The sequence below is a fragment of the Pseudomonas sp. HN11 genome (assembly GCF_021390155.1).
In the GTDB taxonomy this organism is placed as follows: domain Bacteria; phylum Pseudomonadota; class Gammaproteobacteria; order Pseudomonadales; family Pseudomonadaceae; genus Aquipseudomonas.
In genome coordinates, this window is record NZ_CP089985.1 from 206,166 (window position 1) to 229,972 (window position 23,807).

Below are 23,807 nucleotides of genomic sequence, written 5' to 3' on the forward strand. Positions count from 1 at the left end.
GGGTCGCCAGGTCTCGGTGACTCGCTGATCCTAGCGAACGATTGCTTTATGGGCTTGTACGGCGTGGGTCGTCGGGGTCATTGCCCAGTCTGTTTCACCCGATGAGTGGGTCAGGCCTTCGGTGAGTACGGCAGCGCCGTCGGTGATGCGATACCGATAACCAGAGAAGGCGCGATGATCGTTCTTGAGCAGCGTATAGCGCCCCAGGAAGTCGCCAGGAGGAGGGGGCGGCGAGCGCTGTAGGTTTGCGAATGGATTGCCGGTGCCCATCGTATCGCCGGTCACGGGGCCTTTGATTTTGATGGTCAGCCCATCAAGGGTAATCCCATCGCTATCAATCGTGAGACTGCCTCCGGGCGCCTTCAAAACAATTCGTTGGCTCGCTGCGACTTCAAACACGGTGGTTTTCTGCGTAATACTTTCTCCGGCGACCAGCCGGTAGTGACTATTTACACAATGCTCAACATTCCCACCGATACGGATGCCATGGTCGGCAGCGACTGTGTCGTATCGGTTGTTGCCCACCTCCTCGGTACGATCCCTGCCAATGTGGGTCCGATGGTCGCGGCCCAGCGTCTGAATGCGGTCCTGTACCACCTCAATTCGCTCATCGTTACCCACCCGCTCGTTGCGGTCGTGGCCGATTTCAATATGCTCGTCGTGCCCGACCTTCTCGCGGCGGTCATTGCCGACGAAGATGCCATTGTTGTGTTTGATATGGACGTTCTTATCTTTTTCGGCGTGGATGTACACCTCCTGCTGTCCTTGCTCATCCTCAAAACGCAGTTCATTGAAGCCTGAACCCTTGTGGGTTCGGCTCTTGATGGTCATCCGTGTTTTGTGTTTCGGCAGCTCGTAGGGCGGCAAATTGGTCTCGCGGTAGGTGCGACCCGTGGCAATCGGCTGGTCAGGATCACCATCTTGATAGCTGATAATCAGCTCCTGACCGACTCGAGGCACGGCCATGGCGCCCCAGGTCGCGCCAGCCCAGCCCTGGGCTACACGAATCCAGCAGGAACTCTGATCGTTGTTTTTATCCGAACGGTCCCACGGGAATTGCACTTTGACCCGGCCCCATTTATCGCAATAAATCTCTTCATCCGGAGGGCCAACGACAGTGGCGATCTGCGGGCCGTCGATGCAGGGTTTGTCGCGCAGCGGGGCTTTCCAATCGGAGGTCCAGCGGATGGCCGTGGCCTTCATCTCATAGGATGTGCCACTGTCACTGCCGAAGGCTTCTTCCTCCAGACTGGAGTGTTGCTTGCCTGCATGCTGGACGGTGATGGCGCGCCAGCGATCATTGAAGTCTTCGCGCGGATGCTCGTTCAGGTCGAAGGCCAGGCCCGGTTGCAGGCGCGCATCGTCACCCGCCAGGTGCGCCAGTTTGGCGTCGTTGCGTAGGGCGGCAAGGCGGTTTTTTGTGAAGGGTTTGCCTGCGATATCGCGCTTGTAGCGTCCGGGATAGTTGTAACGTTCGTAGTCCTTGTGCTGGTTGTTCAGGTCCTGATCACCGGTGGCGGTGTGCTGCTGGTTGTAGCGCGGGTGAGTGAACGTGTAGTCGCGCTGCACCTGCACGGCCGTGCGCACTTGCTCGGTGTAGTGAAAGCGGTGCAAGGCCGGCTCCATGGAATCGCCGCCACCCATCGGTTGGTAGATCACCGGGCAATGTTCGTGGGTACCGATGGTGCCCAGGCCGCCAACGCGGTCGGTGAGCCACAGAGTGTGGCCGTCGGCGCGGTGGTCGAAGGTGTAGAGCAGGCCTTCTTCGGCGGCGAGGCGAGCGATAAAGTCGAGGTCGGTTTCGCCAGCCTGCACGCAGTATTCGCGGGGCTGGTGGTCAAAGCAGAGGTAGGTTTTAACGTCGGTGAGGCGCTGATCCTTGAGAACTTCAAGGATGATAGTGGGCACGTTCTGGCCCTGGAAGATACGCCAGTTGGAGCGTAAGTCGAAACGGGCCAGGGTGGGTTCGACCGCAGCGCTATAGCGGGTACGGCGAAAGCCGGTATCGCCTTGGGTGAACAGGCTGACCAGCCCGTGGACGTAGCGCACGGGTGTTTCACCGCGCCAAATCGTGAACAGCCCTGCCAGATCCAGCACACGATTGAAGTCGATGGAGGCGTTGTGGCTGGCCAGTTCCAGCTCTAGTTTGAACGGCTGGGACAGGCCTTCTTCGAGCTTGAACGACACTACATCGAAGGCATCTCTCTTCAAGGGTTCGAAGGTGTAGCGCAGGTCGCTTTGGCGGGGCATTGGGATTCCTTGACGATCTGTGTAGTTGCAGTCGATCACGCATGACGGGGGTTGAAACTGGGGTTGCAACGTCTTGACAGCTTCGTTGCGTGAGCCACTCTAAGCAGGCGTGATTTGACGCCTCAATAGAGTGGCGACAATCAAGAGGCATCCGACCTTTTGGACGGTGATAAGCTGTCGGAAATATCCCATCAGTTGCACGCGGGCTGACGGCACCTTATAGTTCGGCCCGTCGCCGACCTGGTTCAGCGACAGGGTTTCGCAGCCCTGAAACGATTCACACCAATACCGTCAGACATGTCCCCAGCCGACCCTTGGCTGCCGAATGTTTTATGGCGGCTGTGCGTGGGAGACCTTTGGGTCTGCCGGGTTTTGGTGTAAATCGTCCGGTCTGCGAACCCGCGCACAGCTGCCACCCCATCTGTTTCGCAGCAGAGCCGGTGGTAATTCTTCTTTTTTGAGGATTTACACCATGACCAATCAACACCCGCCTCGCCGCTTCACCCCAATGTCCCAAACCGCGACCGACTACCCCGTGTTGCTGATCGACAGCGATGCCCCACTCAGCGAGTTGCATGCTTGTGCAAGCGAACGTCTAAACGCGGTACTCGCTTACCTGCATCTGATGGCCTGTTCCAACGTGTCCGACTATGCCGAACACGACATCAATACCGTCGCCAACACCGCTCGGATCATGGTCCAGGATGTGGCGGATGTATTCACGGTGATTGAACGGCGCGGGTTTGATTCGTCTGTGGTTGGATGATGCGATTTGAGCAGTGAGAAAACCCGCTTCGGCGGGTTTTCTAAGTTTCCGGGTGGCATGGTGGGATTGATGTTGCGTGTTCTGCCGCCATCACTGCGGCCAATGCCATGCCGGCGCATCCAGAATGCCCTGCCCGACGATCCGGGTTTCTCCCAATACCTTCTCCAGCACAATCGAATTACACCCTTCATCCTGCTGCAACGCCGCAATCAGGCGGCTGGCATGGGACACCACCCACACCTGGCACTGCTGGGATGCCTGGCTGATCAAGCGCGCCAACGCCGGCAGCAGGTCCGGGTGCAGGCTGGTCTCCGGTTCGTTCAGTACCATCATGGTCGGTGGGCGAGGGGTGAGCAGCGCTGCGATCAGCAGTAGGTAGCGCAAGGTGCCGTCGGACAGTTCCGCTGCTGACAGTGGCCGCAGCAAACCCTCCTGATAGAACTCAATTGCAAAGCGTCCGCCCTGCAATGGCTCAATATTCAGGCGTGCGCCGGGGAATGCATCGCTGACCGCCCGCTGCAACGCCTCGGGGTCACCAATCTCCCGGATCGTCTGCAACGCTGCCGCCAGGTCGCGGCCATCGTGGTGCAGCACGGGCGTGCGCGTGCCTAATTGTGGCTGGCGTACCGGCGCATCCACGTCACTGCGAAAGTGATCGTAAAAGCGCCAGCCACGAATGCTTTCGCGCAGCAGCAACACCTCCGGCGAACCGCGCAGGCTACCGACCTGATCGAACAGGCTATGGTAGTTGGGCGTGTGTTGGGCCAGTACATCCCAGTTTCGGCCGTCGCGGGCACGCACCATGGGCCCTGAGCGCTGCACCAGCAAGCTGGCCGGGCGGTAGACATGGCCGGCCCAGATGCATTCCTTCTTCACCTCCGGGTCCAGGGCGAAATAGGACAGCGTCGGTTCCGGCAGCCCCAGGGAAATGGCGTAGCTGAAATCTTCCCCGGCAAAGCCCAGGCGCAAGCGTTTGACGCCCTGACGCACGATGGGCTCGACCGGCACCTCACCGCTGCGCATGCGCCGGCTAATGGTCTCCGGCCCGGCCCAGAAGGTCGAATCCAGCCCACCCTCACGGGCCAGCGCATTGATCACCCCACCCTGGGCGGTTTCCGCCAGTAGGCGCAGGGCGCGGTACAAGTTGGACTTGCCGCTGCCATTGGGGCCGGTGACCAGGTTGAGTCGGTCCAGGGGCACTACCAATTTATTGATCGAGCGGTAATTGGCCACCGCGAGGGTCTTGAGCATGGGCATTCAGTCGGCGTGGGAACCATTGGAGTATGGGAGCCTCCATGCAGATAAGGAACCCTCAACTAAGCTCACAGTCGCATACACACTGGCAAGTCGGCATCACGCAAAAGGAGCCTGCATGGGCGGTCGTATTTCCACCTTTATTCTAGGCCTTGGCCTACTGGCGCTTTTGAGCGGCTGTAGCGAGGACAATGCCGAACCGAAGCAGCATTCACGGGTGTTTGTACAGACCGTGCAGCCGGCGGATTTTGCCGCAGCAGTCACGTTGACCGGCGATATCCAGGCCCGTGTGCAAACCGATCTGTCCTTCCGTGTGGGCGGCAAGATCATCCAGCGCATGGTGGACGTGGGCGACCGTGTGACCGCCAAGCAAGTGCTGGCCAAGCTCGATCCCAAAGACTTGCAGACCAACGTCGATTCCGCCCAGGCCCAGGTCGTGGCCGAGCAGGCGCGGGTCAAACAGACGGCCGCCGCCTTCGTGCGCCAGGAAAAACTCCTGCCCAAGGGCTACACCAGCCGCAGCGAATACGATTCCGCCCAGGCCGCGCTGCGCAGCAGCCAAAGCGCGCTGGCCGCCGCCCAGGCCCAACTGGCCAATGCCCGCGAACAGCTCGGCTATACCGCGCTGATCGCTGAAGCGCCGGGAGTGATTACCGCGCGCCAGGCAGAAGTCGGCCAGGTAGTGCAGGCCACCGTGCCGATCTTCAGCCTGGCGCGGGATGGCGAGCGCGATGCGGTGTTCAATGTGTATGAGTCGCTGCTGGTGGAGCCGCCGCCGGACGCGCCGATCACCGTCAGTCTGCTGGATAACCCGAGCATCAAGGTCCAGGGCAAAGTGCGTGAAGTCACGCCTGCCGTGGCGGCCAACACGGGCACCGTGCAGGTGAAAATCGCCCTGCAAGCGTTGCCCAAGGGCATGGAGTTGGGTTCTGTAGTGAGCGCCACCGCCAATGGCCCGGCCAAGGCCAGTATCGAATTACCTTGGGCTGCGCTAACCAAAGATCTCAGCGAGCCCGCCGTTTGGCTGATCGACGGCGACGGCAAGGCGCAATTGCACAAGGTCACCGTGGCGCGTTACCTCACCGGCAAAGTCATCATTGGTGACGGCCTCAAGGGCGGCGAAAAAGTCGTGGTGGCCGGCGGGCAATTGCTGCACCCCGGCATGCTGGTCGAGATCGCCCAGCAAGGAGCCCAACCATGAAGCGCCTGACGGGGATACTCGCCGCCAGCCTGTTGCTGGTGGCCTGCTCCAAGGAAGAACCGCCGCCCGAGCCCGTGCGGCCGGTACTGTCCATGGAAGTGAAAGCCGAAGACCAGGAAAACCTCGGTCGATTCGCCGGCACCATCCAGGCCCGCTATGAAAGCAACCTGGGCTTTCGCGTGCCTGGTCGCATTGCCCGGCGCGCCGTGGACGTGGGCGCCGAGGTGGAGAAGGGCGCCTTGCTCGCCGTCCTCGATCCCACCGACCAGCAGAACCAATTGCGTTCGGCCCAGGGCGACCTGGCCCGCGTGCAGGCGCAATTCATCAACGCCCAGGCCAACGCTCGCCGCCAGCAGGAACTGTTCAACCGTGGCGTCGGCGCCCAGGCCCAGCTGGATATCGCCCAGACCGACCTGAAAACCACCCAGGCCACCCTCGACCAGGCAAAAGCCTCGGTCAATCAAGCCAAGGATCAACTCAACTACGCCGAACTGCGCACCGACCACGCGGGCATCGTCACCGCCTGGAATGCCGAGGCTGGTCAAGTGGTCAGCGCCGGCCAGCAAGTGGTGACCCTTGCCCGCCCGGACATCAAGGAAGCGGTGATCGACCTGCCCGCCGGCCTGGCCGAGCGCCTGCCCCATGACGTGGTGTTCCTCGTCGCCGGGCAACTCGACCCGAGCGTCAACACCACCGCCATTGTGCGCGAGATCGAACCCCAGGCCCAAAGCGCTACGCGCACCCGTCGCGCGCGCCTGACCCTGGCCGAAACACCGCCCGCCTTCCGCTTGGGCACGGCGATCAGCGTGACCTTGAGCACCGCCATCGCGCCGCGAATCGAACTGCCCCTGAGTGCTTTGCAGGAGGTCGACGGCAAGACCCGCATCTGGCTGCTCGACACGCAAAGCCAGACCGTGCAACCGCGCGATATCACGGTGATCGACCGCGACGCCAACAGCGCCTTGCTCAACGGTGGCGTCAAACCCGGCGAACGCATCGTCACCGCTGGCGTGAACAGCCTGAAACCTGGGCAAAAAGTCAAAATCGACGAGGACAGCCCGCGATGAAAGGGAGTTTCAACTTATCCGACTGGGCCCTCAAGCATCAGTCCTTCGTCTGGTACCTGATGTTCGTCGCGCTGCTGATGGGCGTGTTCTCCTACATGAACCTGGGTCGCGAGGAAGACCCTTCGTTCACCATCAAGACCATGGTGATCCAGACCCGCTGGCCGGGCGCGACCCAGGAAGAAACCCTCAAGCAGGTCACCGACCGCATCGAGAAAAAACTCGAAGAACTCGACTCCCTCGACTACGTGAAAAGCTACACCCGGCCGGGCGAGTCCACGGTGTTCGTGTTCCTCAAGGACACCACCAGCGCCAAGGCCATCCCGGAGATCTGGTACCAGGTCCGCAAGAAGATCGACGACATTCGCGGCACCTTTCCCCAGGGGTTACAGGGGCCGTCGTTCAACGATGAATTCGGTGACGTGTTCGGTTCGGTGTATGCCTTTACCGGCGACGGCCTGTCGATGCGCCAGTTGCGCGACTACGTGGAGCAGGTGCGCGCCGAGATCCGTTCGGTGCCGGGTCTGGGAAAGGTCGAGATGATCGGCCAGCAGGATGAAGTGATTTACCTGAATTTCTCCACGCGCAAACTGGCGGCCCTGGGAATCGACCAGCGTCAGGTGGTGCAAAGCCTGCAATCGCAGAATGCAGTGACGCCGGCCGGGGTGATCGAGGCCGGGCCGGAGCGGATCTCGGTGCGCACCTCGGGGCAGTTCGCTTCGGAAAAGGACCTGGCCAATGTCAACCTGCGGCTCAATGACCGTTTCTATCGGCTCGCGGACATTGCCGAGATCAGCCGTGGCTACGTCGACCCGGCGCGGCCGATGTTCCGTTTCAACGGCAAGCCGGCGATTGGCTTGGCAATCGCCATGCAGAAGGGGGGCAATATTCAGTCGTTCGGCAAGGCCCTGCATGGGCGCATGGATGAACTGACTGCCGACCTGCCAGTGGGTGTCGGCGTGCACAAGGTGTCGGACCAGGCTGAAGTGGTGGAAGAGGCCGTCGGCGGCTTTACCAGCGCACTGTTCGAAGCGGTGATCATCGTGCTGGTGGTGAGCTTCATCAGCCTCGGCATGCGCGCCGGGTTGGTGGTGGCGTGCTCGATTCCGTTGGTGCTGGCGCTGGTGTTTGTGTTCATGGAATACAGCGGCATCACCATGCAGCGGGTGTCGTTGGGCGCGCTGATCATCGCCCTCGGCCTGTTGGTGGACGACGCGATGATCACCGTCGAAATGATGATCACGCGCCTGGAAAAAGGCGAGACCAAGGAGCAGGCCGCAACTTACGCTTACACCTCCACGGCATTCCCGATGCTCACAGGTACCCTGGTCACCGTCGCCGGTTTTGTGCCGATCGGCCTCAACGCCAGCTCGGCGGGCGAGTACACCTTCACCCTGTTCGCGGTGATTGCCGTGGCGATGTTGGTGTCGTGGGTAGTGGCGGTGCTGTTTGCGCCGGTGATTGGTGTGCATATCCTCAGCGCCAACGTGAAGCCTCACGCAGCAGAACCAGGCCGGATTGGTCGCGCTTTCAATAGCGGCATGCTCTGGGCCATGCGTAACCGTTGGTGGGCAATCGGTATCACTGTGGCGCTGTTCGTGGCGTCGGTGTTTTCCATGCAGTTTGTGCAAAACCAATTCTTCCCGTCGTCGGATCGTCCGGAAATCCTGGTTGACCTGAACCTGCCGCAAAACGCCTCGATCAACGAGACGCGCAAGGCCGTCGACCGCCTGGAAGCGATCATCAAGGACGACCCGGACATCGTCCGCTGGAGCACCTATATCGGCCAGGGCGCGATCCGTTTCTACCTGCCTCTCGACCAGCAACTGGAAAACCCCTACTACGCGCAGTTGGTCATCGTGAGCAAGGGCCTGGAGGAGCGCGGCAAGTTGATTGCACGCCTGCAAAAGCGCCTGCGCGATGACTTCGTCGGCATTGGTAGCTTTGTGCAGCCGTTGGAAATGGGTCCGCCAGTGGGTAGGCCGATTCAGTATCGGGTATCAGGCAAAGACACCGACCAAGTGCGCAAACACGCCATCGAACTGGCGACCTTGCTGGACAAGAACACCCACCTGGGCGAAATCATCTACGACTGGAATGAGCCAGGCAAAGTGCTGCGCATCGACATCGCCCAGGACAAGGCGCGACAACTGGGGCTGTCATCGGAAGACGTGGCACAGTTGATGAACAGCGTGGTCAGTGGTGCCTCGGTGACCCAGGTACACGACGATATCTACCTGATCAACGTGGTCGGCCGCGCCGAAGATGCCGAGCGTGGTACTCCGGAAACCTTGCAGAACCTGCAGATTGTCACGCCTAACGGCACCTCGATTCCGCTGCTGGCTTTTGCCACTGTGCGCTACGAGTTGGAGCAGCCGCTGGTGTGGCGCCGCGACCGTAGACCGACCATCACCATCAAGGCGTCGGTGCGCGATGAGATGCAGCCCACGGACCTGGTAAAGCAGCTCAAGCCGCAAATCGACAAATTCAGCGCCGGCTTGCCGGTGGGTTACAAGGTCGCCACCGGCGGCACCGTGGAAGAAAGCGGCAAGGCCCAGGGCCCGATTGCCAGCGTGGTGCCGTTGATGCTGTTCCTGATGGCGACCTTCCTGATGATCCAGTTGCACAGCGTGCAGAAGATGTTCCTGGTGGCGAGTGTCGCGCCGCTCGGTTTGATTGGTGTGGTGCTGGCGCTGATTCCCACCGGCACGCCAATGGGCTTTGTGGCGATCCTGGGGATCCTGGCGCTGATCGGCATCATCATTCGCAACTCGGTGATCCTGGTGACGCAGATTCATGAGTACGAGGTGGCGGGCTATTCGCCGTGGGATGCGGTCGTGGAAGCCACCGAGCATCGTCGCCGACCGATATTGCTCACGGCGGCGGCGGCGAGCCTGGGCATGATCCCCATCGCACGCGAAGTGTTCTGGGGGCCAATGGCCTACGCGATGATTGGCGGGATCATCATCGCGACTTTGCTAACACTTTTGTTTTTGCCCGCGCTGTACGTGGCCTGGTACAAGATTCGGGAGCCCAAACACGAACAGAGCTGAACATGCCCCACTACCTGCGCCACGGATTGTTGATCTGCACCCTGTTGCTGTCGCCCGTGGCGTTTGCCGGCACCGTTCTGGAAAACGCGTTGTGGCGGGTCGAACTCGACCCGGCCAGCCTCGCCATCCGCGTGACCCCCAGCGGCCAGCCGACGCTACAAGCTTCCAGCGGCGTAGCAGCACGTGCCGTCAGCCAGCTTATGCACAGCAATCAACAGGCCGATTGGCAATGGGATGATGGCGCCTTCCGCGTGAGCGCTACCCTTGATGAACGCGACCTGGCGCTGTCCATCCGTGCGCGTGAGCCGGGTGAGATACCGATTCTCCAGCAACCGGCCAGTGCCTTGGGCAAAGGCGTGATGTGGCCCTTGGCCGAAGGACATTACGTACCCGCCGACAACGCCGTATGGAAGGTGTTTCTGCTGGAGCAAGGCGACTTCAATACGACCCAGGATCTCAGCCTGCCCTTGTGGGGCGTCGACCACGGCGCGTTTACCCTCAACTGGTTGCTGACCAATCCCTACAACAATCGCCTGCGTTGGCAACCGGACCAGGCCCTGTCCTTGTCCCATGAATTCACCTCGCTCGACCCTGGCGCGCCGATGACCTTGCGGTTGCACCTGGGCGATGGCGATCCCTTGGCTGGCGCCAAGCGTTATCGCCAGTGGCTGGTGGAGCAGGGGCGATACGAAACCCTGGCGGACAAACTGCGGCAGACGCCCGAAGCGCAGAAGTTGCTGGGCGCCACCCATGTCTACCTGTGGGGCAATGACCTGCTGGCGTTGGAAGATGTGCGGGACTGGCCATTGTTGCTCAAGCGCTTGCGTGGGCATGAACTCAAAGGCTTGCTGGACAAGGAGTCCGCCAAGGTCCTGGCGCAGACCACGACGTTGAATCGCTATGAGCGGACGGTGCTGCTGCGAGGGCTGAACGCGGCGATCAACAAGAAGGCCCGGCAAAGCTGGCAGGTGGCAGAGCCCGATATGACGCGGCTCGCTGCGCGCTATGGCGAATTACGCAGCGAGTTGGCCGTGGACTTTACCGGTGCCCTCGGTGAGAACCCCGCAGCCTTGGGCAACCAGGTGATTCAATCGCTGAGCAGCTCTGGCCTGCCACGTATGCTGCTGACATTGGGCGAAGGTTGGGAAGGCGGCCTGTGGCACCCCGAGGCGATTCGCGCCGGTGTCGATGCGGGCTTCCTGATGGCGCCCTACGACTCCTACGAGACTGCGTTATCCGCCACGGAAAACCCCGATTGGACTACCGCCCACCTGAGCAGTCATGCCTACCGCGATTGCGCGATTGTGTTGAAGGGCGGCAAGCTCAAGACCGGCTTTCAGCCGTCCGGGCACTACACCGACCCGCGCTGTGTACGGCCGTTGCTGGAAGCGCGGGTGCAGGCCGTCCAAGCCAAGGCCGGCTTCAATGCATGGTTCCTCGATGCCTACGCCACCAGCATGGTGTTCGACAGCTATCGCGAAAGTGCGTCGATGACCCAGGCGCAAAACGCCGAGGGCAACATCGACGCCTCCCGCTGGATCAATACGGCGCTCAAGTTGCCCACAGGTTCTGAAGACGGCAACGCCATCACAGCCCAGGGCGTTCTTTTTGCCCATGGTATGCAGACGCCGGTGATCGGCTGGGGCGACCCCGCGATGACCAGGGACAAGCAATCGCCCTATTACGTGGGTAACTGGTTCCCGCCGGAACAGCCGGCGGTGTTCTTCAAGTCCGTGCCGCTGAAGGAGCCGTTTCGCACAGTGTATTTCGAGCCGACGATGCGCCTGCCGCTGTATCAGGCGGTGTTCCACGGATCGGTGATCACCACTCATCACTGGCTGTTCGACAGCTTGAAGCTGAGCAATGTGCAGGTGGAAAACGAGCTGACTCAACTGCTCTACAACGTGCCGCCGCTGTATCACTTGAGTGCGTCTACACTCAAACAGCGTTTGCCGGCCATTCAGCGCCAGGATGCTTTTTTCCGTCCGCTGCACCAAAGGTTGGCCACGCAGGGCATGACTGATTTCCGCTGGTTGACGGACGACCGGCAGTTGCAACAGACCATGTTTGCCGATGGAACTCGGCTGGTGGCCAATTTCTCCGGGCAGAGCCGTGAGATCGAGGGCACCACCTTTGTCGGATACAGCATTACCGCGTTCGAGGCAGGCAAAAAAACAACGCAGTATCGCGCCGGCACACCTCTGCATTGAATGAGGACACCCTTGCCGGACTGGATGGGAAGGTGTCTTCATGTATCTCAGAACGGCCTTTTTTGCACTGTGCCTGCTGATTGTCATTGCCTGTCAGCATGAACCCCGGCAGGGCGACCCCCGCCTGCTGATCGAGAACGCCTTTATCCTCACCCTGGAGCCGGGCCAGACCCAGCCGGTGAAAGGCTATTTGCTGGTGGACCAAAACGGCGCCATCAGCGGCCTGGCGGCTGGCCAACCGCCAGCCGGGCTGGTCGTGCAACGCCGGCTCGATGCCCGGGGGCAATGGTTGTTGCCGGGGTTTGTATCAGCCCACAGCCACCTATGGCAAAGCGCGTTTTACGGTATTGCCGCCAATGACAACCTTGAGGGTTGGATCGACCGGCTTTATGGGGTTGAGGCGCCAAAACTGGATGCTGCACAGCTTTATCAACTGACCCGGCGCGGTGCCACCCGGCACCTGCAAAACGGCATCACCAGTGTGTTCAATTTCACCTATACCGGCGCCGACCGTAGCGGCGAGGTAGACCGCCAGCAATTGCGCGGTGCATTGGATGCCGGTGTGCGCGTGGTCCATGGGTTTAACGTGCGCACGATCAACAACAGCTGGACCCCTGCCATGGCCCGCGAACGCACAGCGGCGTTCCTGGCGTGGGCCGAGGCGCAACCCGAACCAGGGCGCTACCTGGGCACAATGCTCGCGGGTTATGCCGGGTTTGTCAGCGCATCGGCCGGGCAGGCCCAGGTCGAAGGTGACTTGATGCGCGAGTTCTCCCTGGGCAACCAGCAGCATTATCTGGAGTCAGTGGTGGATTCAGCGCGAGAGCGCGAGCGTTATCCCATGCTGGAGCAGGCAGGTATCATCGGGCCGCGCTTGATCTTCGGTCACTTTATCCATTCCACTTCCGAACTGACCGCCGCAGCTGCCAGGGCAGGCGTGAGCATGAGTTGGAACCCCATGTCCAATGGACGACTCGGCTCCGGGATCGCGGATGTGCTGGCCTATCGCGCGGCGGGCATGAAGGTCGGCATGGGCGTCGACGGCGAGGCCAGCGCCGACCGCGCGGACCCTTTCGAGAACATGCGCATGGGGTTGTATCAGGTGCGCGCCGTGCACCAGCTCGCGGCGGCGATGCAGGCCTATGAAGTGCTGCGCCTGCACACGCTGGGCAGTGCAGAAGTATTGGGCATCGACGCTAAGGTGGGCAGCCTCAAGGTGGGTAAGCGTGCCGATATGTTCTTGCTCGATCCACGGGCGTTCACACCTTGGCAGGAACCCTATGCCGCGCTGGTGTTTGGCGCAGGCGTGAAGGACATCCGCGAGGTGTTTGTGGATGGCGTGTCATTGGCCCGCTGATCAGGCGGGCTTGCGCCACACACTGGCCAGCCAGGGTTGCTTTTCCCGGGGCAACCCGGCTGGCCGGTAGTAATGTTCCAACTCTACAAACCCTGCTTGCGTCAGCAATGCTTGCCACGCCTCCAAGTCGTGATAAGACCCATACCGTGGCCCATTCCAGCCTTCCTGGTTCTCGCCCCGTGGATTGGAGCTGAACAACACGCCTCCAGGCTTCAACGTCCCCTGCAACTGCTTGAGTACGCGTGGCAATTCCTGTTTGGGAACATGAAACAGCACCGCATTGGCAAATACACCGTCGAAGCGCTCGACAGGCAGGTTCAACTTCAGGAAATCCTGCTGCAAGACCTCGCAGCCACTGTCTTCCCGCGCCATCTGCGCGAACCGTTCCGAGCCATCCAGCCCGACGGCGATATGCCCCATACGCGTAAACGTCTGCAGATCCCGCCCCGGCCCGCAGCCGAAATCCAGCACGGTAAACGGCGCCGTGCCCTGGATATGCCGCAGCAGCGCGTCGATGTTCTGGCTCACATCGTGATCACGGGTGCCTTCACGGAAGTCCTCGGCCACTTTGTTGTAGTGGTCAAGCGTCGTGGAAGTGATCTGATTGAGTTCGTCGGGCTTGAGCGTCATGACAGGCGATTCCGGGCGCAGGGATGGCCCGACTATACCTCACCTCTTGTTCAACACCCGAGCCAACCGATCCCCACCCAACTGAATCACCGCCACCAGAATCACCAACAGCACAATCACCGTAAGCATGATCTGCGTATCGAAGCGCTGATAGCCGTAGCGGTAGGCAATGTCGCCCAGGCCGCCCGCGCCAATCGCGCCGGCCATGGCCGACGAGTTGATCATGGTGACCAGCGTGATGGTGAACCCGCCGACAATTCCCGGCAGCGCTTCCGGCAGCAGCACATGCCAAATGATGTGCCAGCGGCGGCAGCCCATGGCCTGCGCAGCTTCGATCAGGCCGTGGTCCACTTCGCGCAGGCTCACCTCGGCGATCCGCGCGAAAAACGGCGTGGCGGCAATGGTCAGCGGCACCACCGCCGCCCACACGCCGTAGGTGGTGCCGACGATCAGCCGAGTGAACGGGATCAACGCCACCATCAGGATCAAAAACGGAATCGATCGGAACAGATTGACGAAGGCTCCCAGCACGCGGTTCAGCGCCGGGGCTTGATAGATACCGCCTCTGTCGCTGGTCACCAGGAACACCGCCAGCGGAATCCCTACCAGCAGTGCGATCAGCGACGACACGCCGACCATCAACAAGGTGTCGATGGCGCCCTGCACTAAGCGATCAAACCACATAGCCCAGCACCTCCACCTGTTGTGCCCAATTGCCGGCGCGGTTGCGCAGCTCGCTAGCGTCGTGGGTCGATCCACTCACCGCCAGCAGCAGTTGCCCCAGGGCATGCCCCTGGATGCGTTCCACGCCGCCTTGCAGCAAGCGCACGCGCCCGCCGAGGGCGCTGAACAAGGCAGCCAGGTCCGGTTCATCGTTATCGCTGCCAGTGAACTGCAAGCGCAGTACCACTGCTGCGTCCGCCGACTCAGGGGCGGGTTTCAAACGGCGTTGCAACTCATCCGGCAGCCCATGTTGCAGCGGCGCCAGCAGTGTCTTGCTGACCTCATGTTGTGGGTTTCCGAACACTTGCCACACGGGGCCTTGCTCGACGACGCGCCCGTGCTCCAGCACCACCACACGGTCGCAGATTTCGCGGATCACCGCCATCTCGTGGGTAATCAGCACAATGGTCAGGCCCAGGCGCTGGTTGATCTCGCGCAACAGGCCAAGGATCGACTGAGTGGTTTCCGGATCAAGGGCCGACGTGGCCTCGTCGCACAACAGGATCTGAGGGTCGTGTACCAGCGAACGGGCGATGCCCACCCGCTGTTTTTGTCCGCCGGACAGCTGCGCCGGGTAGGATTTGTGCTTGTCCTGTAAACCCACCAGCTCCAGCAGCTCGCGCACCTTCTGCTCGCGTTGCAGCTTCGGCACGCCCGCCACTTTCAACGGCAACTCGACGTTCTGCCACACCGTCTTGGCCGACATCAGGTTGAAGTGCTGGAAGATCATGCCGATGCGTCGACGCAGTGCCACCAGGCGGTCTTCATCGAAGTCGCCGATGTCCACCTGATCGATCAGCACGCGCCCGCTGCTGGGTTGCTCCAGGCGGTTGATGGTGCGGATCAGCGACGACTTGCCCGCGCCGCTGCGGCCGATGATGCCGAACACTTCACCGCGCTGGATCGCCAGATCGATGCCTTGCAGGGCATGCACAGTGCCGTCGTAGGTCTTGCCCAGGTTGATAAAACGCACATGAGCGCGGTTCAGGCCAGGGTGCAGCTCGGTCTGCTCGGCGTCCCTGGGCGGCAGGCCCAGGTCGCGCAGTTGGGCGTTGGCGGCGGTCATTTTTTAGCTTCCCAACCGACCTGGTAGAGCTTGCCGAGGGATTTATCCAACGCAGCACGCACGACCGGTGAATGTTGGTAGATGTCGACGAACTTGATCACCCGAGGGTCGGTTTTGCTTTTCGGCTGGATCACGAACTGGATCACGTATTCCGGGTGGTCGAGGCCATCGAACAGCAGCGCCGACTCGGCATCGAAGGTCTTGGACAGGCGGATATACGCCGGGTAGCCCTGCACCAGGTCGGCGTCGTCATAGGCACGCACCAGTTGCACAGCCTCTACTTGCAGGATCTTGATTCTTTTCGGGTTGGTCACGATGTCTTCTTCGGTGGCCTTGTAGCCCACGCCTGGCTTGAGGGTGATCAGCCCGGCCTTGGCCAGCAGTTGCAGGCCGCGCCCGCTGTTGATCGGGTCATTGGCAATCGCCACGCTGGTCCCCTGGGGCAGGTCTTTGATGCTCTTGTATTGCTTCGAATACAGGCCGACGTTGTTGATGATGCCAGGCGCGTACGGCACCAAGTCAAAGCCGGCGGCGGCCTTGGCGTTTTCCAGGAACGGGATGTGCTGGAAGTAATTCACGTCGATATCGCCGGCGGCCAGGCTGACGTTGGGTGCGATCCAGTCGGTAAATTCCACCAACTCGACTTTCAGGCCTTGCTTGTCGGCTTCGGCCACGGCGGCTTCCAGGGGAATCGCGAAGGCGGCGGTGGTGCCGACTTTCAACGGGGTATCGGCGGCGAACACCGCCGAGCTGAACAGTCCGAAAGCCAGGGCCAGTGCTTTGACTGGGCGGGCGAGTAATGTCTTTTTCATAGGCTATTTCCAGTCAGAGAAGCCGTTTGGCGGTAGGTGGAACCGGTGTGTTGTTCGGGTAGACGGGCGTTGCCGTGGAAGACTTTTTCGCGCAGGGTGCCGGTCTCATACGCGGTCTTGTAGGAGCCGCGCTTTTGCAGCTCCGGCACCACCAGGTCGATGAAGTCCACGTAGCTTTCCGGCGTGACGATGCGCGTGAGGTTGAAACCGTCCAGGCCGGTTTCGCTGATCCAGGATTCCAGCTCGTCAGCGACCTGTTCAGGCGAGCCGACCAGGGTGATATAGCGGCCACCCAGGGCGTGCTGTTCCAGCAACTTGCGTCGGGTCCAGTCGTTGTTCTGCAGGTTCTTGGTGGCCGACTGGATCGCGTTGCTTTTCACGTACTGAATCGGCTCGTCCAGCTCGTACTGGGCGAAATCGATGGCGGTGGACGCCGAGAAATGCGCCACGCCGGCTTCCGGGCTGGCGTAACTCAGGTACTCGGCGTGCTTCTCCCAGGCCAACGCTTCGGTAGCGCCCACGATCACGTTGAGGCCCATGAACACCTTGATGTCCTCCGGATTGCGTCCGGCCTCGACCGCGCTGGCGCGCACCTTATCCACCTGGACCTTGGTCGACGCCTTGTTCTGCCCGCTGATGAACACGCACTCGGCATGGCGGCCGGCAAACAGCAAACCACGGTCCGAACTGCCAGCCTGGAACAGCAGCGGCGTACGCTGCGGCGAGGGCTCGCACAGGTGATAACCCTCGACCTGATAGAACTCGCCGTGATGTTCGACCTTGTGCACTTTGCCCGGCTGCGCATACACCCGCGCCTGCGGATCCTTGAGCACCGCGCCGTCTTCCCAACTGCCTTCCCAGAGTTTGTACAGCACCTGCAGATATTCATCGGCCTGGTCGTAGCGGCGGTCATGCTCGACCTGCTCGGTCAGGCCCATGGCCTTGGCGGCGCTGTCGAGGTAGCCGGTGACGATGTTCCAACCGACCCGGCCACGGCTCAGGTGGTCCAGTGTGGACATGCGTCGGGCGAACAGATACGGCGGCTCGTAGGTGAGGTTGGCGGTGAGGCCGAAGCCGAGGTTTTGGGTGACGGCCGCCATGGCTGAAACCAGCAGCAATGGGTCATTCACCGGCAGCTGGATCGACTCTTTGAGCGGCACATCGATGGCGTTCTGATAGACGTCGTACACACCGACGATATCGGCGATGAACAAACCATCGAACAGCCCCCGTTCCAGCGTCTTGGCCAAATTGGTCCAGTACTCGATCGTCTTGTATTCGGTGGACGTGTCTCGTGGGTGGGTCCACAGGCCATGATTGATATGCCCGATGCAGTTCATGTTGAAGGCATTGAGCAGGATCTTCTTTTTGCTCATCAGATGGTCCCCCGCAGCGGCGGGTTTTCATCATTGAGGTAGTAGTTGCCCACCGCGTGATACTTCCAACGTACCGGGTCGTGCAGGGTGTGCACACGAGCGTTGCGCCAGTGGCGGTCCAGGCCGTGCTCTGCAAGGGTCGCCTGGCTGCCGGCGAGTTCGAACAGGGTGCTGCCGGCGGCGAGGGAGATTTCGGTGCTCAAGGCACGTACTTCAGCGACGGCGATGGAGGCTGCTGCAACCGTTTCCGCGTTGCTGTCGGCCTGGGCGCGGTCGAGGAATTCGCCCGAACGTTCCAGCAGCGCCTCGGCGGCGTGCAGGCGGATGCTCAGGTGCCCGAAGCTTTTAAGGGTCAGTGGGTCTTCAGTGGCCTTGTCGTTGCCGGAATCGATCCACGGGCGAGTCTTGGTGCGCACAAAGTGCAGCGCATCTTCAAAGGCGGCGCGGGCGATGCCGGTGTCGATGGCGGCGTGAAGGATCTGCGCCAGCGGGCCGACGGTTGTAGGGCGTTCAAAGGCGCTCTGGAACGGGATCACGTCCTGCGCGGCGATCCACACGTTTTCGAACACCACCGAACCGCTGCCGGTGGTGCGCTGGCCGAAGCCGCTCCAGTCGTCGATCACGCTCAGGCCTTTGCTGTCGCGTGGGACGAAAGCCAGTTGCTGCACGCCCTGTTCATCCACCACCGAGGTGGGGATGCGCTGGGCGTAGATCGCGCCGGTGGAATAGAACTTGCGGCCGCTGATACGGAAACCGTCACCGTCGCGAATGATTTTGGTGATGCGGTCATGAGCCGTTTTTGTGCCCAACTCTGCCAGGGCGTTGCCGAAACGTTGGCCTGCGAGGACTTCGGCGTACAGGCGTTTTTGCTGCGCCGGGCTGCCGTTCACGCGCAACACTTCCAATGCATAAAAATGGTTCTGCGGGATTTGGCCCAGTGAAGCATCCGCCTGGGCGATCAGGGCGATGACCTTGGCCAGGGTGACGTTGGAAACGCCCGCGCCGCCGAATTCCCTGGGGACGCTGATACCCCACAGGCCGGAGCGCGAGAACACGTCCAGCTCGGGCAAGGGCAGACGGCGCTCGCGGTCACGCTGGGCGCTGTCGCGGCGGAAGTCTTCGGCCAGGTCGCTGGCGACAATAAGGGCTTGTTCATCGCTGGTAATGACCGCGACGGGGTGAGAGAAAGTCATGATGTTCTCCAGATGTCTGGTCGGTCAGATCCAGGAATGTCGAGCCGGCAACCTGCCGTTCAGTCGATAGGCACCGACCGCGTGATACTTCCAGCGCACCGGGTCGTGCAGGGTGTGCACCCGCGCGTTGCGCCAATGACGATCAAGGTTGAACTCCGCGAGGGTCGCGCGGCTGCCGGCCAGTTCGAAGAGTTTTTCGCTGACCAGCAGCGACACCTCGGTGGTCAGCACCTTGGCTTCGGCCACGGCGATGGATGCATGGGCGGCGGACTGCGCGGTGATCGGCGCGGCGCTGACCTCGTCAAGTATTTGGCCGGCCTTGCGCAGCAGGGCTTCGGCGGCATGCAGTTCGATCTTCAGCTTGCCGATATCGGCGATCACATACAGGTCATCGCTGGCACGTTCGACCTTGGCGTCGATCCACGGGCGCGAGCGTTCACGTACGAACGCGATGGTGTCGTCGAGCGCGCCGCGTGCGATGCCGGCGTCGATGGCCGCCTGGATCAATTGGGAGACGGCGCCTTGGATATTCGGTGTGTCGCCGATGCGCCCGTTTTCAACGACCAGTTCGGCGTCCACCGGCGCTTGGTCCAGCAACACAGTGCCGCTGGCAGTCGTGCGTTGACCAAAGCCGGACCAGTCATCGACGATGCGCAGCCCTTCGGTGCCTCGGCGTACAAACGCCATGACCTGCTTGCCATCATCGTTGAGTGCCTTGACGGCGACCCAGTGGGCGAAGAGCGCACCGGTGGAATAGAACTTCTGGCCGCTGATCACATAACCGTCACCCTCGGCGGTGAGGCGCGCCTTGAGTTCCAGCGTGTTTTTGGTGCCGCGTTCCGGGCCGCCATTGCCGATGCGCCAGCCGTCGAGGACGCTCTGGAAAAGCTGCTTTTTCTGGCGCTCGGTCGCCGCACCCTGCAACAGGTGCAGGATGCCGAAGTGGTTCTGCGGTATCTGCCCAAGGGCCGGGTCTGCCGCGCTGATGATCGCGAACACGTCGGCCAGGGTCACGAAAGAGACCTGCGGGCCGCCGTATTCACGGGGAATGGAAATACTGCCCAGCCCACTGCGAGTGAACTGCTCTATCTGCGCCCACGGCAGCTTGCGCTGCTGGTCGCGCTTGCCGGCTTGCAGGCGCGCAGCCTGGGCAAGTGCATGGGCAGCCTTCAGCGCCTCTGCGTCGTTGCGCAGCACGGCGGCTGGCAACAGCAGGGGGGCAACGTCCAGATCACTCTGGGGGGGTGTTTGAGCCAAGTTAGACATCAGCGCCGCTCCTTGGCTGCACGTAATGCCCTGGCGTTGTGCACCGGGGTAATTCTGACCATACCGACCTCGCATTCAATGAAATAAAAACAGAAAAATCAGAGATGTCCGGTGGTCCGGTGCATATACCCTAAGCGTGTTAAATATTTAAATAAACTAACTTTTGGGAATATGCATAGAAGGGCTGTCACCCGGGTTCGCAGGGTGATCCCATTGGCCGCGGTTGGTAGATCCGCGCGGTCCCGGCCGGGCGGGACCGCGCCTCGGCGGCTATGCGTATCGTTCGGGCAGGCGCCCAGCGTGAATTGTTGCCGACGCGATCCAGAATGCAGTACGTCACCTCAAGCCTGCAGTCGTCGCCAGCTTCGGTAATCACCGCCGAAGGCACCCACACCTGTACCGCCAGATCGACATCCTTGGCCTGGACCTTCGGCAGGTCGAGGCGTACATCGCCCCAGCGCAAGGTAATGGCGTCGCCGCAGGTCATGTTCAAGTAGGGTTGGATGGTCAAGGGAACGCCGCGGCGTATCTGGCTGGCGTTGACACCGTAGCGGCGGATGGTCTCGGGCATGCCCACCGGGTCGAGGTTATGGTTTTCGTCGCGGTACAAGGGCGAGGGCTGACCGCCTGGGCAGCACATCTTCACGCGCACGTGGGCCGTGGCGGAGCGTGCAACAGCGCGACCGACCTGCATGACTTGGTAATGAACCCGCGCCGGGCCATCCAGCACGAAACTCTCCGGTACCCGCAGGCAGGTGTACGTGCCGATTTTGCAGGCAGTCACCCGACGTGAAGCGGCGAAACAGTTGTTCCAAAACAGTTCGATCAGGTCGCCTTCGTCCATGCCGGGGTATGGCGCAATGTTGACCTGCAGGTGTGTGGCAGCCAGGGCGTTGATGCCATTTCCGATGGCCTGTGGCAGTGTCGGGGCGGTGAGCAGGGGGGGGCGTCATAAGTAATCTCCTTGATGCAGCCAGCAGCAATCGTTCCGGACCTTTGACGCGGATGCGCGTGATGGGCCGAAAAGAACGACTCAGTGAATAGCCGGGATAGGATCCAATCCTCTGGGCGTTAGATAAGAGGGTTGGCCGAGGGGCGTCAATGGCGGCAAAGGGCTTAGCGACGGGTTGGAGCAGATTCAGAAGGGTCTGACTGGCGCGGGGATACTCGGGCGGGTGCGTTGGGTGAGTTTTACCTGTTGGAACAACGATTCCCGTGTAGGAGCCGGCTTGCCAGCGAGAGCGTCCACGATAATGCGGTTAACCAGATTTACCGTCTCGGCTGATCGTTTTTTTGCTGGCAAGCCAGCTCCTACAAAGGGAGGCGTCAGTGAGCGAGGAACTTGCTCAGAAACTGCTTGGTGCGCTCTTCCTTGGGGTTGGCAAACAACGCCTTGGCTTCGCCCTGTTCCACGATCACACCCTTGTCGAAAAAGATCACCCGGTTGGCCACATCCCGTGCAAAGCTCATTTCGTGGGTAACGATCACCATGGTGCGGTTTTCCTCGGCGAGGCTGCGAATGGTCGCCAGCACTTCACCCACCAGCTCCGGGTCGAGGGCCGAGGTGGGTTCGTCGAACAAAATCACCTCCGGCTCCATGGCCAATGCACGGGCAATCGCCACGCGCTGTTGCTGGCCGCCGGACAGGCGCCGTGGGTAGGCGTCCTCCTTGCCCTCCAGGCCCACTCTCGCCAGCAACTTGCGCCCCAGTGCGACAGCGGCGTCGCGTGGCATCTTCTTGACCACGGTAGGGCCTTCGATGACGTTTTCCAGCGCGGTGCGGTGGGGGAACAAGTTAAAGCTCTGGAACACAAACCCCACGTGTTGGCGCAGGCGTCGCACCAGGCTTGTCTGTTGGTTGATCGGCTTGCTGGTGTCGATCTCGACGTCACCCACCTTGATACGGCCGCTGGTGGGTTGTTCGAGGAAATTCAGACAGCGCAGGAAGGTGGTCTTGCCGGAACCGCTGGGGCCGATGATGGCGATGACTTCGCCTTCCTTCACTTCCAGGTCGATGCCGTTGAGCACCACCTGACCCTTGAATTGTTTGGTCAGTTTTTCAACCACGATCATGCTTCAGGACTCCAGGTCATGCCGGTTGACCCGGGCTTCCAGGCGATTCTGAAAATGCGCCAGGATGCTGGCCAGGATCCAGTAGATCAGGGCAGCAGAGAGATACATGGTGAAGATTTCGAAGGTCCGCGCCGATACCAGTTGCGCCTGGCGAAACAGCTCGGGCACTTGGATGGTGGCAGCCAGCGCCGTGTCCTTGACCAGTGAAATGAAGCTGTTGCCCAGCGGCGGCAAGGCCGTGCGCATGGCCTGCGGCAGAATGGCCCGGCGCAGGGTCTGCGCGCGGGTCATGCCGATACTGGCTGCAGCTTCCCATTGGCCGCGCTCGATGGAACCGATGGCGGCGCGCAGGATTTCACAGGCATAGGCAGCCATGTTCAGCGAAAAGCCGATCATGGCTGCCGGGATCGGATCCAGCTCGATGCCCACTTGCGGCAAGCCGTAGTAGATCAGGAACAGCTGTACCAGCAAGGGCGTGCCGCGAAAGAACGACACGTAGACTCGGGCAGTCCAGCTCAGCAGCTTGAGGCGCGACAGGCGCATCAAGGCCAGGCCGAAGCCCAGCAGCAAACCGAAAAACATTCCACCGAGGCTGAGGATCACCGTGTAATACGCGCCCTTGAGCAGAAAGGGCGCGGAGTCCAGCGCGAGTTGGAAACCTGCTTCCATTATTGAGTGACGTCAGCGTTGAAGTACTTCTCGGACAGCGTCTTCAGCGTCCCGTCGGCGCGCAGTTTGTCGAGGGCCTTGTTCACGGCGTCGAGCAACTCTGGCTCGCCTTTGCGCAGGGCAATACCGGCTTCCTGACGGGAGAAGGCGTTGCCGGCTGCGGCGGTATCCGGCGCTTTCTTGGCGTACTCCAGGGCGGCCAGACGGTCGATCAGGATGGCATCGATACGGCCGATGCGCAGGTCCTGGAACTTGGTCGGGTCGTCGTTGTAAGTCTTGATGATGGCTTTAGGCTGGTTGTCCTTGAGCCATTGTTCGTAGTTGGTGCCCAGGCCCACGCCGACCTTCTTGCCGGCCAGGTCGTCGGCGGTCTTGATCGCGTCAACGTTCTTTTTCAGGACCAGTGCCTGGATACCGGAGACCGTGTAAGGCTTGGAGAAGTCGTATTTTTTCTTGCGCTCTTCAGAGATGGTCACTTGGTTGACCACCGCGTCCAGACGTTTGGACTCCAAGGCGGCGAGGATGCCATCCCATGGGGTGGCCTGTAGCTTGACCTTCACGCCCAGCTCCTTGGCCAGCGCTTCGGACAGCTCCACTTCGAAACCGCTGAGCTTGCCGCTTTCATCGACGAAGCTGAACGGTGGGTAGGTGCCTTCCAGGCCGATCTTGATCTCGCCCGCTTTCTTGATGTTATCCAACTGCTCGCCAGCCACTGCCTGGCCCAGCAGACCAGCCCCGAGTGCCAGGCCCAAAGTGCCAACCAACAACGTGCGACGGAATACAGAAATTGTCATGAAGAGCCCCTGTGTTTTTTATGTTGAGCGAAGCAGGTGACGCAATAGTC

The 23,807-nt window shown here is 61.2% G+C and carries 19 protein-coding genes; 6 read left to right on the forward strand and 13 right to left on the reverse strand.

Annotation, left to right across the window (positions count from 1 at the left end; genetic code table 11):
- Positions 1–30: 30 nt before the first annotated feature.
- Positions 31–2,250 carry a type VI secretion system Vgr family protein gene (locus tag LVW35_RS00995; RefSeq protein ID WP_233893267.1) on the reverse strand — a complete coding sequence of 740 codons (2,220 nt, stop codon included), beginning with the start codon at positions 2,248–2,250 and terminating at the stop codon, positions 31–33.
- Between the two features lie 472 nt (positions 2,251–2,722).
- On the opposite strand from LVW35_RS00995, the gene LVW35_RS01000 reads away from it, so the two are divergent.
- Positions 2,723–3,016 carry a fructose-bisphosphate aldolase gene (locus tag LVW35_RS01000; protein ID WP_233893268.1) on the forward strand — a complete coding sequence of 98 codons (294 nt, stop codon included), beginning with the start codon at positions 2,723–2,725 and terminating at the stop codon, positions 3,014–3,016.
- A gap of 90 nt (positions 3,017–3,106) precedes the next feature.
- Here the strand turns inward: LVW35_RS01000 and LVW35_RS01005 are convergent, their stop codons facing one another.
- The gene (locus LVW35_RS01005; RefSeq protein ID WP_233893269.1) at positions 3,107–4,267 is read right to left on the reverse strand and encodes an AAA family ATPase; all 1,161 of its coding nucleotides are present in this window, start codon (positions 4,265–4,267) and stop codon (positions 3,107–3,109) included.
- Positions 4,268–4,388: 121 nt separating this feature from the next.
- On the opposite strand from LVW35_RS01005, the gene LVW35_RS01010 reads away from it, so the two are divergent.
- From LVW35_RS01010 to LVW35_RS01030, 5 genes are read left to right on the forward strand one after another with little or no spacing between them, the layout of a single operon-like run.
- Complete coding sequence (locus tag LVW35_RS01010; protein WP_078046357.1) at positions 4,389–5,471, forward strand: efflux RND transporter periplasmic adaptor subunit; 1,083 nt, start codon at positions 4,389–4,391, stop codon at positions 5,469–5,471.
- Entirely contained in the window at positions 5,468–6,538 is a 1,071-nt protein-coding gene (locus tag LVW35_RS01015) for an efflux RND transporter periplasmic adaptor subunit (RefSeq protein ID WP_233893270.1), read from the forward strand. Before LVW35_RS01010 ends, LVW35_RS01015 begins: the two co-directional genes overlap by 4 nt.
- A complete protein-coding gene (locus LVW35_RS01020) occupies positions 6,535–9,588 on the forward strand; it encodes an efflux RND transporter permease subunit (protein WP_233893271.1) in 3,054 nt (1,017 codons plus the stop codon). The genes LVW35_RS01015 and LVW35_RS01020 overlap by 4 nt, the downstream gene beginning before the upstream one ends.
- Before the next feature lie 2 nt (positions 9,589–9,590).
- Entirely contained in the window at positions 9,591–11,798 is a 2,208-nt protein-coding gene (locus tag LVW35_RS01025) for a glycoside hydrolase (RefSeq protein WP_233893272.1), read from the forward strand.
- A 40-nt stretch (positions 11,799–11,838) separates the two neighbouring features.
- Positions 11,839–13,155, forward strand: coding sequence for an amidohydrolase family protein (locus tag LVW35_RS01030; RefSeq protein WP_233893274.1), 1,317 nt, complete (start codon positions 11,839–11,841; stop codon positions 13,153–13,155).
- On the opposite strand, the gene LVW35_RS01035 is transcribed toward LVW35_RS01030, so the two are convergent.
- The 11 genes from LVW35_RS01035 to tcyJ form a co-directional block, all read right to left on the reverse strand.
- Complete coding sequence (locus tag LVW35_RS01035) at positions 13,156–13,785, reverse strand: class I SAM-dependent methyltransferase (RefSeq protein ID WP_233893276.1); 630 nt, start codon at positions 13,783–13,785, stop codon at positions 13,156–13,158. It abuts the gene before it with no gap.
- A 39-nt stretch (positions 13,786–13,824) separates the two neighbouring features.
- Positions 13,825–14,469 (reverse strand): methionine ABC transporter permease, encoded by a 645-nt coding sequence (locus LVW35_RS01040; protein ID WP_233893278.1) that lies wholly within the window; start codon positions 14,467–14,469, stop codon positions 13,825–13,827.
- Complete coding sequence (locus LVW35_RS01045) at positions 14,459–15,574, reverse strand: methionine ABC transporter ATP-binding protein (RefSeq protein ID WP_233893280.1); 1,116 nt, start codon at positions 15,572–15,574, stop codon at positions 14,459–14,461. Before LVW35_RS01045 ends, LVW35_RS01040 begins: the two co-directional genes overlap by 11 nt.
- On the reverse strand, positions 15,571–16,386 hold the full coding sequence (locus LVW35_RS01050; protein WP_233893282.1) for a MetQ/NlpA family ABC transporter substrate-binding protein: 816 nt from the start codon (positions 16,384–16,386) through the stop codon (positions 15,571–15,573). The genes LVW35_RS01045 and LVW35_RS01050 overlap by 4 nt, the downstream gene beginning before the upstream one ends.
- The gene (locus LVW35_RS01055; protein WP_233893283.1) at positions 16,383–17,762 is read right to left on the reverse strand and encodes an LLM class flavin-dependent oxidoreductase; all 1,380 of its coding nucleotides are present in this window, start codon (positions 17,760–17,762) and stop codon (positions 16,383–16,385) included. Before LVW35_RS01055 ends, LVW35_RS01050 begins: the two co-directional genes overlap by 4 nt.
- Positions 17,762–18,955, reverse strand: coding sequence for an SfnB family sulfur acquisition oxidoreductase (locus LVW35_RS01060; RefSeq protein ID WP_233893284.1), 1,194 nt, complete (start codon positions 18,953–18,955; stop codon positions 17,762–17,764). The genes LVW35_RS01055 and LVW35_RS01060 overlap by 1 nt, the downstream gene beginning before the upstream one ends.
- A 24-nt stretch (positions 18,956–18,979) precedes the next feature.
- Positions 18,980–20,221 carry an SfnB family sulfur acquisition oxidoreductase gene (locus LVW35_RS01065; protein WP_233893285.1) on the reverse strand — a complete coding sequence of 414 codons (1,242 nt, stop codon included), beginning with the start codon at positions 20,219–20,221 and terminating at the stop codon, positions 18,980–18,982.
- A 187-nt stretch (positions 20,222–20,408) separates the two neighbouring features.
- The gene (locus LVW35_RS01070; RefSeq protein WP_233896362.1) at positions 20,409–21,161 is read right to left on the reverse strand and encodes a hypothetical protein; all 753 of its coding nucleotides are present in this window, start codon (positions 21,159–21,161) and stop codon (positions 20,409–20,411) included.
- Positions 21,162–21,547: 386 nt separating this feature from the next.
- On the reverse strand, positions 21,548–22,294 hold the full coding sequence (gene tcyN / locus LVW35_RS01075; protein WP_233893286.1) for an L-cystine ABC transporter ATP-binding protein TcyN: 747 nt from the start codon (positions 22,292–22,294) through the stop codon (positions 21,548–21,550).
- A gap of 3 nt (positions 22,295–22,297) precedes the next feature.
- Positions 22,298–22,963, reverse strand: coding sequence for a cystine ABC transporter permease (tcyL, locus tag LVW35_RS01080; RefSeq protein WP_233893287.1), 666 nt, complete (start codon positions 22,961–22,963; stop codon positions 22,298–22,300).
- Positions 22,963–23,757 (reverse strand): cystine ABC transporter substrate-binding protein, encoded by a 795-nt coding sequence (gene tcyJ, locus LVW35_RS01085; protein WP_233893288.1) that lies wholly within the window; start codon positions 23,755–23,757, stop codon positions 22,963–22,965. Before tcyJ ends, tcyL begins: the two co-directional genes overlap by 1 nt.
- Between the last annotated feature and the right edge of the window lie 50 nt (positions 23,758–23,807).

Coding starts and splice junctions, on each gene's coding strand:
- LVW35_RS01000 (WP_233893268.1), top strand. CDS start 2,723: ATGACCAATCAACACCCGCCTCGCCGCTTCACCCCAATGTCCCAAACC.
- LVW35_RS01020 (WP_233893271.1), top strand. CDS start 6,535: ATGAAAGGGAGTTTCAACTTATCCGACTGGGCCCTCAAGCATCAGTCC.
- tcyJ (WP_233893288.1), bottom strand. CDS start 23,757: ATGACAATTTCTGTATTCCGTCGCACGTTGTTGGTTGGCACTTTGGGC.
- LVW35_RS01030 (WP_233893274.1), top strand. CDS start 11,839: ATGTATCTCAGAACGGCCTTTTTTGCACTGTGCCTGCTGATTGTCATT.
- LVW35_RS01015 (WP_233893270.1), top strand. CDS start 5,468: ATGAAGCGCCTGACGGGGATACTCGCCGCCAGCCTGTTGCTGGTGGCC.
- LVW35_RS01045 (WP_233893280.1), bottom strand. CDS start 15,574: ATGACCGCCGCCAACGCCCAACTGCGCGACCTGGGCCTGCCGCCCAGG.
- LVW35_RS01055 (WP_233893283.1), bottom strand. CDS start 17,762: ATGAGCAAAAAGAAGATCCTGCTCAATGCCTTCAACATGAACTGCATC.
- LVW35_RS00995 (WP_233893267.1), bottom strand. CDS start 2,250: ATGCCCCGCCAAAGCGACCTGCGCTACACCTTCGAACCCTTGAAGAGA.
- LVW35_RS01005 (WP_233893269.1), bottom strand. CDS start 4,267: ATGCTCAAGACCCTCGCGGTGGCCAATTACCGCTCGATCAATAAATTG.
- LVW35_RS01010 (WP_078046357.1), top strand. CDS start 4,389: ATGGGCGGTCGTATTTCCACCTTTATTCTAGGCCTTGGCCTACTGGCG.
- LVW35_RS01035 (WP_233893276.1), bottom strand. CDS start 13,785: ATGACGCTCAAGCCCGACGAACTCAATCAGATCACTTCCACGACGCTT.
- LVW35_RS01065 (WP_233893285.1), bottom strand. CDS start 20,221: ATGTCTAACTTGGCTCAAACACCCCCCCAGAGTGATCTGGACGTTGCC.
- tcyN (WP_233893286.1), bottom strand. CDS start 22,294: ATGATCGTGGTTGAAAAACTGACCAAACAATTCAAGGGTCAGGTGGTG.
- LVW35_RS01060 (WP_233893284.1), bottom strand. CDS start 18,955: ATGACTTTCTCTCACCCCGTCGCGGTCATTACCAGCGATGAACAAGCC.
- LVW35_RS01040 (WP_233893278.1), bottom strand. CDS start 14,469: ATGTGGTTTGATCGCTTAGTGCAGGGCGCCATCGACACCTTGTTGATG.
- LVW35_RS01050 (WP_233893282.1), bottom strand. CDS start 16,386: ATGAAAAAGACATTACTCGCCCGCCCAGTCAAAGCACTGGCCCTGGCT.
- LVW35_RS01025 (WP_233893272.1), top strand. CDS start 9,591: ATGCCCCACTACCTGCGCCACGGATTGTTGATCTGCACCCTGTTGCTG.
- tcyL (WP_233893287.1), bottom strand. CDS start 22,963: ATGGAAGCAGGTTTCCAACTCGCGCTGGACTCCGCGCCCTTTCTGCTC.